Consider the following 13,458-nt stretch of genomic DNA (forward strand, 5'->3'; position numbering starts at 1 on the left):
GAAGATATGAAAAATGTAGAACAATTGCTTAGTGAGTTAGCAGTAAAAGAAATAACACTGTCTTTGGTTGATGATAGCATTCGTTGTTTTGCACCGAAAGGAGCGTTAACTGCAGAGCTGAAAGCGCGTATTTTAAACAATAAAACACGTATCATTGCAGCACTTAAAGAAAAACAAGCTGTGTCACCAAGTCAAGGCGCGAGTGATGCCTATATCAGGATCCCACTGTCAATTGGCCAAAAGGGCTTGCGGTTTATTCAAAACCTGAATCCTGAATTAGCAGCTTATAACGTCCCTATTTGCTTGGACCTCGGTCCATCGGTGGATACCGCCTGTTTTTTACAAGCTTGGCAATTGGTTCTACAAAAGTACCCTTTACTGTGTGCCAAAGTCACTGAAGACGATGGTGAGTATTTTCACTCGATTGTCTTTGCTGAGCAGCCACACATAGAGGAGGTGCAGTGTGCGTCGATCGAAGATGCTGTTTATCACAAAGCAAATCATATTTTTGATTTTAATAATGACTTCCTTTGTAATACGAGCTTGTTACAAGATCACAATGGTAACAAGAGCTTTTTGATCATCGTTCACCACATCATTTTCGATGGCATATCCAGTGTCCATGTGTTGAGTGCATTGCTGCAGTTTTATCAAGCACTCAAAAATGGCGAACAGGTGCGCGTTGAACGCACCTTAGCGTATTCAGATTTTATTGATTGGGAAAAGCAGTACTTAGCGTCTGATGAATGTCAAGCAGCTGAGGCCTATTGGCAACAGCAAATCACAGGCGAGAACGAGCCGCTGGGGCACTTGTTTCAACGTCATAACTTAGACGCCAAAACGGGCGCCAGTGAATTACATTCATTTGAATTACCACAGCAATTATCCAATCAGGTGCGGAATTTTTGTATTGAGCATAGGATACAACCCGCGGCATTCTTTTTAGCGGCTTACCAAATTTTATTGAATCGCTATACCGGACAGGACAAAATCTATGTCGGTATGCCTGTGATTATGCGTCCTATCGAAGCCGTTGAATTAGATGTCGGTTATTATGTGAATATGCTGCCGATCCGCAGTGACCATGCACAAGCTGGGGCGTTTGTTCAATTCCTTAAAAAGACCCAAGAAACGCTGTTAAACGCGCTGTGTCATTCCGCCTATCCGTTCCCCTTGATTGCGGAAAAATTTGTGACAGATAAACCGCATGACAGTGCTGTTTTTCAGACTTCATTTGCGTATCAAAATTTTATTGGGGATCAAGAATCTCTACTGGTAGACGCTGGCGATGCCACGGATGTGTCATTCAACCGTGACATCATTCAACAGAGTGATCTCGATATTTCGTTAGAAGTGTTTGAGCTACAAGATGCCTTTAGCGTCAAGCTGAAATACCATGGCGAGCTGTATTGTGAACATGAAATTGCTGCGCTTGCAGGTCATTATGAAAACCTGTTGAGGTCGGGGATTGGCGAGCCGGAGAAAGCACTTGAGCGCTTGCCAATGCTATCGCGTGAAGATACGCAGCATCTGGTATTCGACTTAAATGCAACCGCACAAGATTACCCTGCTCAGACCTGCATCCATGAATTATTTGAACAACAGGTCGCCAAGTCTCCAGAGGCCATTGCGGTGGAATGTGGTTCACAGCAGCTGAGCTATCGTGCGCTGAATGCGCAGGCAAACCAGTTTGCCCACTATCTTGTTGAGGAGCAAGGTATCAAGCCGGGTGACTTAGTGGGTCTGTGCCTCGAGCGCTCAATGGCAATGGCGATCAGTATTTTGGGGATTTTAAAAGCCGGTGCAGCCTATGTGCCACTCGACCCTAAATACCCACAGGACAGATTGACCCATATTCTGAGTGACTCTGCCGCCAAACTGGTATTGGTACAAACTGGGACACGTGCTCAGGTAGGGGAGACTGTCACGACACTGCTTGTGGAAGAGTTAGGGCAAGCGGATACGACGCATTTCTGTGCGCATTACTCAACAGATAACCTCTGCACAACGCAGTTAGGGTTGAGCGCACAAGACTTGGTGTATGTCATTTATACCTCAGGTTCGACGGGCAAGCCGAAGGGGGTGATGCTGGCACATCAAAATGTGAGTAACTACCTCAGTGCGGTACAGCATTATCCTCATACGCAGGACATAACTTGTGCCGTGATGAGCACATCTTTGAGCTTCGATGCCACGGTGACAACGTTATTTGGTGCGTGGATGCGCGGAGGCTATCTCAAGATATTGTCTGAAGAGGGCAACATTTTTGATGAATTACACGATGCGATGCAGTCCCTGCCCAATGCAATGTTCAAAGTCACACCGGCACATTTACAAGGCTTAGAATTTACAGCGCCCGTACTCGGGAAACATGTGGTCGTTGTGGGCGGTGAAGCATTCTCTTATGAATTGGCCTTAAAAACCGCCACCATGATGCCCAATAGTTATTTTATAAACGAATATGGTCCAACCGAAGCGACCGTGGGCTGTAGTATTGAAGTGGTTGGCCTAAGCGAACTACAAAGCATGACCGGTGTGGCAGAAATCAATATTGGTCGTCCTATCATGAACAGCCAACTCTTTGTGTTAGATGACCAGCAAACGCTATTACCGAAAGGGGTTACTGGTGAACTATACATTGGCGGTGAGGGGCTAGCAAAAGGCTATGTTGGACGTGAAGACTTAACCGCAGAGCGTTTTATTGACAATCCTTTTTATGATGCGACGCATCGCGACAGCTCCGAGCGCTTGTATCGCACCGGGGATCTGGTGCGCTATTTATCGAATGGCCAGTTGGAGTTTTTAGGCCGTGCCGATGACCAAGTTAAGATCCGTGGCTTTCGGATTGAACTGGGTGAAGTGGAAGCGAAGCTTGCGACTCAACCTGGTGTTGATTCAGCGTTGGTGATGGCGAAGGAGTATGCGGGCAGCTTGCAGTTGGTGGGTTACATCAATGCAGCGAGTGATTTGGCCGACGAGGCAAAAGCGGCGCTGATCTGTGAGGTGAAAGCGGGGCTGGCGACGCAGTTGCCAGACTACATGGTGCCAAGTCTATTTGTGGTGGTTGCACAGTGGCCGCTGACGCCAAATGGCAAGATAGACCGTCGTCAATTAGATGCCATGGATGTGATGGGAGGCATAACCCTGTCTTATCAGGCACCAAGTACCGCAACCGAGCACCAATTGGTTGCAATATGGTCACAGTTGCTGGAGATTGACGCCGCGCAGATAAGCACGAATGCAAACTTTTTTGAACTGGGTGGGCACTCATTATTGAGTAACCGTTTGGTCTCTCAGATCCGCAAGCATTTTGCAATCGACTTGCCTATTCATATGGTATTCAATGTCAACACTCTGGCTGATTTAGCGCAGGCGATTGAATCTCACAGTGGGGACTCCACGCTCGCACCGGTGACCAAAATTGCGCGTGAACAAGCACATTATGACGTGTCATTCTCACAGCAACGTTTGTGGTTTATCGATCGATTACAAGGGGGCACACCGGAGTATAACATGCCGGTGGCCTTTAATGTGAAAGGGCAGTTAGACATCGCGTTGTTGAATGAGGTATTCCGACAGATTATCGCGCGTCATGAAATTTTAAGAACGGTGTATGTGGAAGTGGATGGCCAAGCACAGCAGCAGATCCGCACGGTGTCACAGCTTGAATTTGCGATCCATGAACAGGACATTCGCCATCTTGAGGAGGCTGCACAAGCTGAGTATGTCAAAAATACGGTGGCAGCCGAATTTGTTACACCTTTTGACTTAGCCCGTGATGTGATGCTGCGCGTGACGTACCTACAGACCGCGGATAACAGTGGCGTATTGATGTTTAACATGCACCACATTGCATCGGATGGCTGGTCTATTGAAGTATTAAATAATGAATTTTTTGCCCTGTACGATGCACTGCGTCAAGGGCACGCGGATCCCTTGCCTGAAATGGCCGTGCAGTATGTTGATTATGCACATTGGCAACACACACACCTCGCCGGGACGGTGCTAGATAAGCAACTAGATTACTGGGTTAAGCAGTTAGATGAAGCGCCTGCGGTGCATAGTCTGCCGTTGAGTTTCCCACGTCCACAGAGCAGACAGTATGCAGGTAAAACCCTCACAGGTCGTTTATCGTCTCAGGTAGGAAAACAGTTACAGGCCCTGGCAAAGCGCCATCAATTGACGCCATTTATGTTGCTACATGGTGCATTTGCGCTGCTCCTATCAAGGCACAGTAACAGTACGGATATTGTGATAGGTACGCCTGTGGCGAACCGTACGCAAGAAGCGCTGACGTCATTAATTGGGTGCTTTGTTAATACCTTGGCATTGCGAGTCGATACTGAACACGCGACATTGGTCGACTATTTCGCTCACCTGAGACAAGTGCATCTCGATGCACAGGCAAATCAGGATGTGCCGTTTGAGCAACTCGTCGATAAACTTAATCTGCCAAGAAATACCAACCACAGCCCCGTGTTCCAAATCATGATGACAACCAGTGCAGACTTTCATGCCGACGACCAACAAGCGCAAGCAGCACAACTGACGGGTTTGGAGTTGACGCCTTATCAGACGACAACGGTGCAAACCAAGTTTGATTTAAATGTCGATTTGAATATCAATGAGGACGGCGTGGCACTCACTTGGCTGTATGATGTGAGTCTGTTTAGCGCACAAGCGATCGCAACATTGAATGAACACTTGTGTTGTTTAATGTCACGGCTGTGTGAGGCGGCGACAGAAGACATCTCACCTGAGCAGTTGGCCATGTTATCGCGTGACGAGGTGCAGCATTTGGTCTGCGAGTTAAACGATACCGCTCAAGCGTATGAAAAAGACCAGTGCATTCACCAACTCTTTGAGCAACAAGCTGCGGTAAACCCAGATAAAATTGCGGTGAGATTTGCCGAGCAACAGCTGACGTACAAACAATTAAACGACCGCGCAAATGCACTTGCGCACCGCTTAGTGGAAGAACATGGTGTCAATGTCGAGACCTTAGTGGGTCTATGTATTAACCGTTCATTGGAAATGGTGGTCGGTATACTAGGCATACTCAAGGCGGGCGGTGCTTATGTGCCGCTAGACCCCAGCTACCCCAAACAACGCCTCGAGTACATGATAGAGGCGACATCGATAACCACTGTTGTCAGTCATGACGCTGCAATGGGGGCTTTGGACGACTTTGCAGGAGAGGTGATCAATCTCGATAAGGCTGCAGATGATATGACGGGGATCACCCAGCTTGACCGAGGGGTTACCCCATCGAATTTGGCCTATGTGATCTTTACGTCGGGTTCAACGGGCAAGCCAAAGGGGGTCATGATTGAACATCGTAACTTAGTCAATTATATGTCCACAAACACCGATAATTACTATGCTGAACACCTCCATGGCTCACTGGTATTCACATCGTTGAGTTTCGACTTAACCCTGCCGAGTATCTACCTGCCTCTGGTCAATGGGGGCGTGATCGATTTAGTGGGCAACGAAGACGTACTCGACCCACGTGTGAAGACGATTTTGTCTACTGAGCAGGCGAAGTTATTAAGGGTGACGCCGTCGCACTTAAGCTTACTGGTGGATCAGTTTAAAGAGACACAGGTGTCGACTGCGCACGTGTTTATCGTCGGTGGAGAAGTATTAGAAAATAGTCTAGCGACAAAGCTCTATGAGATATTTCCAGCCTGTGAGCTCATTAACCACTATGGTCCATCAGAGTCGACCATCGGGTGCAGCAGCTATAGGGTGGATAACACCTTGCTGGCGCAGCAGAGCGTCATCCCAATTGGTAGACCGATGGGGAATATCAACTTCTTTGTGCTGTCAAAAACGCAGAGTATGGTTCCTTTTGGTGTGGTCGGTGAGTTGTATATCGGGGGGGATGGCCTCGCAAGAGGCTACTTTAATCAACCTGAATTAACGGCTGAGCGCTTTATTGATAACCCCTATTATGAAGCAGGTAACCCCAATAGCGCAGCGCGCATTTATCGTACGGGTGATTTAGTACGCTACTTACCTAACGGTAATTTGGAGTTTGTTGGCCGTGCGGACAATCAGGTTAAAATTCGAGGCTTTAGGATTGAACTGGGCGAAGTGGAAAGCAAGCTAGCGGCTCAGCAAGGCGTTGAGTCTGCCTTGGTCATCGCAAAAGAATTAGCTGGCAGTATGCAATTAGTCGGCTATTTTAAGGCGCAGCAGACGCTGGATGACGAGGCGCAAGCCGCCTTCATCGCAGCGATTAAGGCGGGGTTGTCACAGCAGTTGCCGGATTACATGGTGCCCAGCGTTTTGGTCTCCGTCGCGCAGTGGCCGTTGACACCCAATGGCAAGGTGGACCGACGCCAGTTGGATGCCATGGATGTGCAAGTGACATCAACACAGGCATATCAGGCAGCAACAACGGAGACTGAGCGTCAACTGGTTGCGATATGGTCCCAGTTATTAGGGCTGCAAGCGCAGCAGATTAGTACTTCAGCCAATTTCTTTGAACTGGGCGGACACTCCTTATTGAGTATTCGCTTGGTTTCCCAGATCCGTCAACAATTTGCGGTTGAGCTGCCTGTGCAGGCCGTATTCGATGCCGCCAATTTAGCACAGTTAGCATTGACAATCGCGTCGTACAATCAAGGGGATGTGCGCCCACCGTTGACCCAGATTGCCCGTGCACAAAATCACTATGATGTATCATTTTCACAACAACGACTTTGGTTTATCGATCAACTGCAAGGGGGCACGCCTGAATACAACATGCCTGTGGCATTTGATGTACAAGGCAAGCTGGATGTTGCAACAGTGAATGACGTGCTACGCCAGATCATCGCGCGCCATGAAATTTTAAGAACCGTCTACGTTGCCGTGGATGGACAGGCGCAGCAGCAGATCCGCGCTATGTCTGACATTGACTTTACCGTTGACGAGCAAGACCTACGTCATCTGCCGGGCGAGGCCCAGACTCAGTATGTGATGGACACCGTCGCTGCGGACAGCGTAAAACCTTTTGATTTAAGCTGCGATGTGATGCTGCGTGTGGCGTATCTACATACCGCGGATGATGAGGGGGTATTGGTGTTTAACATGCATCATATTGCGTCAGATGGCTGGTCAATAGAAGTACTGAATAAAGAGTTTTTTGCCTTATATGAGGCGTTCAGTCAGGGCTTACCTAACCCGCTCCCTGAGTTGGCGATCCAATATGTCGACTATGCACAGTGGCAGCGTACGCACTTAGCGGGACCGGTATTGGATAAGCAGCTGGATTATTGGGTCTCGCAGTTGGAAGACGTGCCTGCGGTGCACAGTTTGCCTTTGAGTAACCCGCGCCCAGAAAATAAACAATATGAAGGTAACGTGATCTCGGGTCATTTACCTGACACGGTGGGAAAACAGCTACAAGCGCTGGCAAAACGACATCAGTTGACGCCCTTTATGTTGTTGCACGGGGCCCTGTCTTTGTTGCTCTCAAGGCACAGTAATAATACCGACATTGTCATTGGGACACCGGTTGCAAACCGGATGCAAGAAGCGCTGACGCCACTGATAGGATGTTTTGTAAATACCTTGGCGCTGCGCGTGAATACGGGGCAGGCAACTTTGGCAGAATACTTTGCGCATGTTAGGCAAACACACTTAGCGGCGCAGGCGAACCAAGATGTGCCTTTTGAGCAGCTGGTAGATAAATTGAGCCTGCCAAGAAATAGCAACCACAGCCCACTGTGCCAAATCATGATGACCACCCGTTCAAACTTTACAGGGGATGAGCGACAAGCCGCTGAGTTAGAGTTAGCGGGACTGGCGTTTACGCCCTATCAATCACAGGGGATACACGCAAAATTTGATTTGAATGTGGATTTGAGTATCAGTGATGCCGGTGTGGCGATTGATTGGACTTATGATGTTAGCTTATTTGATGACGCTGCCATTGACAGATTAAATGCCCATTTATGTCGCCTCCTAACAGGGTTAAGTGAACTGAGTTCGGTGGACGTAGCGCCACACAGTTTGCCCATGCTCTCAGAGGCCGAAGAGCATCACCTTGTTACCGAGCTCAATATGCGAACCGTGACTTATGCCAAGGATAAATGTATCCACGAAGTGTTTGCACTGCAGGCGCAACAGCATCCTGATAGTGTGGCGGTGGTGTTTGAAAATCAGCAGCTGACCTACAAAGCGCTCAATGAGAGAGCGAATCAGCTGGCCCATTACTTAATTGCAATGCAGGGTGTGAAACCCGATACCTTAGTGGGGCTGTGTGTGGCGCCATCTTTAGAGATGATGGTGGGTATTCTGGGGATCCTGAAAGCGGGGGGCGCGTACGTGCCAATTGACCCGAAATACCCGCAAAGCCGCATCGATTATATTCTAGAAGATGCTGAACTGACGACGATTGTCAGCCACAGCCAAGTGAACGCCGTATTTAGTGAGTTCAGTGGCCAAGTTGTTAACCTCGACGAGGTCGCGTGTTATCAAACCTACAGCACAGAGAATATCCCGAGCACCACGCTCGGGCTGACATCCTCTCACCTCGCGTATGTCATTTACACATCGGGTTCGACCGGTAAACCAAAAGGGGTATTAACGCCGCATCTCGGTGTCATCCGATTAGTAAAAGAGCAAGGTTTTATGGTGTTGAACAATGACACTTGCATGATGCAGTGTGCCAATATTGCATTTGATGCTGCGACGCTTGAGATATGGGGACCACTTTTAAACAGCGGTAGGGTGGTACTGTATGGCGCCGAACAATTAATGCCGGCGCTATTGAATGAAGAAATTAAGCGCCATGGTGTGAATACACTGTGGCTCACCGCTGGGTTCTTTAGAGAGTGGTCTAATCACATTCCAGATGATTTACCTTTGCAGCAGCTATTGGCCGGTGGCGATGTGTTAGATTTAGAAGCGATCAAACGCGTTCAAAATCAATTGCCCAATTGCCAATTAATCAATGGTTATGGCCCGACGGAGAATACGACGTTCTCGACAACGTACCAATTTAAGCCTGCGCATGATGGGTTGGTGCCAATTGGTACCCGATTACCTTCTGACGATATTTATATTTTGGATAACCATGGGCACCTTATTGCCAAAGGGGGGATTGGTGAACTGTATGTGGGGGGAGATGGTCTCGCACGAGGCTATCTGAATCGCCCAGAATTGACCGCTGAGCGTTTCATTGACAACCCATATTATGCTGCCAGTCATGGCCATGGTTCAGAAAAGCTCTATCGTACCGGGGATTTGGTGCGCTACCTGGCCGATGGCAACCTGGAGTTTATTGGCCGTGCCGATGATCAAGTCAAGATACGTGGCTTTAGAATTGAGCTGGGCGAGGTGGAGTCGCAATTGGGTGCACAAGCGGGGGTTGACTCTGCTCTGGTGATGGCCAAAGAGTTTGCGGGCGCTAAGCAACTGATCGGGTATGTGAAGCCAACAGAGGCCCTTGACGAGCAGGGTCAAATCGGTTTGATCACGCGAGTTAAAGCGGCCTTATCAACTGAACTACCAGAATACATGGTGCCAAGTGTATTGATGGTGGTGGATACTTGGCCGTTGAATGCCAATGGTAAAGTGGACAGAAAGGCCTTACCAGAGCCTGATGGCAGCGCCATGCAGTGTGAATATATTGCGCCACACGGTGAAATTGAAGCGGGGCTGGTACAGATCTGGGCAGAACTACTGACCATTGATGCGGCGAAAATCAGCGCGTCGGCCAACTTCTTCGAGCTGGGTGGACACTCGCTACTGAGTATTCGCTTGGTCTCTCAAATTCGTACGCAGTTCGAAGTGGAGCTGCCAGTTCAAGCAGTATTTAGCGCGATGAGTTTATCTGACTTAGCGCGTGCCATTGAAGCACACAGTCACAGTGTGCTGATGGCGCCGATTACAGCCACAGAGCGGGCGCAGACGCATTTAGACGTGTCTTTTGCCCAGCAGCGTTTGTGGTTTATCGATCAATTACAAGGGGGGACGCCAGAGTACAACATCCCTGTGGCATTTCATGTTGAAGGCGAGCTCAATGTGCCGCTGGTCAATGAGGTGTTCAGCCTCATTATTGCGCGTCATGAGATATTAAGGACCGTCTATGTTGAGGTGGATGGCACTGCCCAGCAGCGCATCCGAGCGATGTCGGAAGTGGACTTTTCCACGACAGAGATTGGGTTACAGCATTTAAGCAAAGAAGCACAAGCGAGTACGGTTAAAAGTCTCGTCGAAGCGGACTTTGTCAAACCGTTTGACCTGCAAAACGATGTGATGCTTCGTGTCACTTACTTGCGCACGGAAGTTGAGGCTGGCGTACTGGTGTTTAATATGCATCACATTGCGTCGGATGGTTGGTCCATGGAAGTCTTGGGCAAAGAGTTCTTCAGCCTGTACGACGCGTTAAGTCAAGGTCAGCTCGATCCGTTACCTGAGCTGGATATCCAATATGCCGACTTTGCCCATTGGCAGCGCACGCATTTGGCGGGGGTTGCCTTAGATAAACAGCTGGATTATTGGGTCAAACAATTAGATGACGCACCCGCTGTGCACAGTTTACCGCTGTGCTACCCAAGACCGGATGTGGACCACGCAGGGCAATCTCAGCGGTTTGGCAAACAGCTTGTCAGCAATCTGTCAGCTGAAGTTGGACAACAGTTACACGCGCTGGCGAAGCAGCACCAGCTCACCCCATTTATGATGCTCCATGGGGCAGTATCTCTGCTACTTGCTAGACATAGCAACAGCGCAGATATTGTCATTGGCACGCCCATCGCCAATCGCATGCGAGAAGAGTTGGCCCCGTTGCTGGGATGTTTTGTCAACACCTTAGTACTGAGAGTGGATACCGCACAGGAGACATTAGCTGACTACTTTGCCCACCTTAGAGAAGTGCATTTAGAAGCACAGGCAAACCAAGATGTGCCATTTGAACAACTCGTTGATAAGTTGAATGTGCCAAGAAGTACGTGCCACAGTCCACTCTTTCAAATCATGATGACAACCAAGTCGGACTTTGGCGTCAATCATGAAGACACCAGCACAATACAGTTAGATGAATTGATTTTAACGCCTTATGAGTCCGATAAGGTACAGGCTAAATTTGATATTAATATCGACTTGAATATCAGTGAGCTGGGCGTAGAGATCACTTGGACCTATGATGCAGGTCTATTCTCTGAGCAAGCCATCCGCAAATTGGATGAAAACTTAGCCCGCTTAATGACTGGGCTGAGCAAGGTGAGTGAAGCGCAAGTCGCACCACATAGTCTACCTGTGCTCTCGGAACATGACAGGCAGCATTTGTTGTTTGAACTCAATGACACCGAACAAGCTTACCCATTCAACCAGTGCGTTCACGAGCTGTTTGAACAGCAAGTTGCCGCGTCGCCAGATGCCATTGCACTGGAATTTGGGACACACACGCTGAGTTATCAGCAATTGAACGAACAAGCGAATCAACTGGCCCATTATTTAATTGAGACGCAAAAGGTCAAACCTGGTGCATTGGTGGGGCTGTGTCTCGCACGTTCACTGGAAATGGTCGTGGCCATACTCGGTATTTTAAAGGCTGGGGGAGCATATGTACCACTCGACCCACAATATCCGCAAGAAAGATTGGCGCATATTTTAACTGATTCGGGTGTCGAAGTGGTGCTTGTGCAATCAGATACTTGCGCGGTGATACAAAACTGCTTGAGGTCTGAACCGCTGCGTTTACTGCAAGTGGATGGCCTTGGATATCTGGGGGCGGCGCATTTATGTGCAAATTATCAAAGTGATAACTTGGACCGTGAACAGCTGGGTTTGAGTGCGCAAGATCTCGCCTACGTGATTTATACGTCGGGCTCTACGGGCAAACCCAAAGGGGTCATGTTAGAGCACCATACCGTCAGTAACTACTTAACTGAGGTGCAGCAGTATCCTCATCAAGGGATCCGCTGTACGGTGATGAGCACCTCCTTGAGCTTTGATGCCACCGTGACCCCGCTATTTGGCGCTTGGATGAGAGGTGGGTATCTCAAAGTACTGCCTGAAAATAGCAATATCTTTGATGAGTTGCATGTGGCCATCCAGACATTGCCCAGTGCGATGTTTAAATTGACGCCTGCGCACCTTCAGGGCTTGTCCCTAGAGGAACCGGTGTTCTCTGAGCATGTATTTGTGGTCGGGGGAGAAGCCTTTACACAGGATCTGGCACTGAAAATGGCCACTTTGATGCCAAACAGTCGTTTCATTAACGAATACGGACCGACGGAAGCGACAGTCGGCAGTAGCGTGGAGATCTTCAGTCTTAAAGATCTCACCAATACACAAGGCGGGACAGACATCAGTATTGGTCGTCCTATCTTAAATACCCAGTTATTGGTCTTAGATGCGCACCAACAGTTACTACCCAAAGGGGTCGCGGGGGAGCTCTATATTGGTGGTGCTGGTCTGGCTAGAGGGTATGTTAATCGTGCCGACTTGACTGCAGAGCGCTTTATTCGCAATCCATATTTTGATGAGGACAAGGCCAATAGTTCCGAGCGTTTATACCGCACCGGGGATCTTGTGCGCTACTTAGCCGATGGCAAGCTAGAGTTTATCGGTCGGGCCGACGACCAAGTGAAGGTCCGCGGATTTAGGATCGAGCTGGGCGAGGTAGAAGCGCGTTTATCGGCGCAACAAGGGGTGGACTCAGCCATTGTCATGGCCAAAGAGTTGGCGGGGAGCTTACAGCTTGTGGGGTATATTCAGGCGGATAGCGCACTGAGTGATACTGCGCGCGTTGAATGGGCTGAGCAGGTGAAAACCGCGCTGGCTGCCCAGCTACCTGATTATATGGTACCCCGGGCGCTGATAGCGGTCAGTTCATGGCCGCTCACGCCCAATGGCAAAGTGGACCGCAAAGCGTTACCTGAACCGCACGCGCATGTGTTACAGAATGAGTATGTGGCACCTCGTAACGAAACTGAGCAAGACTTAGCGGCAATGTGGGCACAGTTGTTAGGTCGCCAGCAGGATAGCATTGGTATACATGATGATTTCTTTGAACTGGGAGGACACTCTTTACTGGCGGTGCAACTGTTATCGAAGCTGAGAAATCGGTATGCGCAAACATTGCCGGTGTCGGTGATCTTCACTGCATCGACTATTGCGCAACTCGCTGACTATCTCACGACTGCGAATGATGCAAGCGAAAGCGCGCTGGTTGCATTGCAAAGTCAAGGCGATAAAGAGGTGATATTTGCCATTCCTGGCGGTGGTGGGAATATCCTGCCACTGAATAATCTCAGTCGAGAATTTGGTCAGGATCAACCGTTTTATGCGCTGCAATCCATTGCGCTAGATGGGCCACAACCGAGCTCGTCGCGGAGATTGCAAAGCACTACGTAACAGAAATAAAAGCCGTTCAAGCTACGGGACCCTATCACTTAATTGGGTATTCATTTGGCGGGGTGATTGCCTTTGAAATGGCCAAACAACTCGAAAATA

Annotated in this window: 2 protein-coding genes; both read left to right on the forward strand. The window is 49.0% G+C overall.

Going from position 1 to position 13,458, the window contains the following annotated elements:
- Positions 1-6 precede the first annotated feature (6 nt).
- Positions 7-13,359 carry a non-ribosomal peptide synthetase gene (locus tag A7985_RS22820; protein WP_065792729.1) on the forward strand — a complete coding sequence of 4,451 codons (13,353 nt, stop codon included), beginning with the start codon at positions 7-9 and terminating at the stop codon, positions 13,357-13,359.
- 5 nt (positions 13,360-13,364) lie between these two features.
- Positions 13,365-13,458, forward strand: a 94-nt coding sequence (locus A7985_RS27190; RefSeq protein WP_370671182.1) for a thioesterase domain-containing protein, incomplete at its 3' end; no start/stop codon positions are given.

It is taken from the genome of Pseudoalteromonas luteoviolacea (genome assembly GCF_001696455.1).
Classification (GTDB): Bacteria; Pseudomonadota; Gammaproteobacteria; order Enterobacterales; family Alteromonadaceae; genus Pseudoalteromonas; species Pseudoalteromonas luteoviolacea_C.

Bases quoted from the DNA above. Each gene is read 5' to 3' on its own strand.
- A7985_RS22820 (WP_065792729.1), top strand. From the start codon at position 7: ATGAAAAATGTAGAACAATTGCTTAGTGAGTTAGCAGTAAAAGAAATA.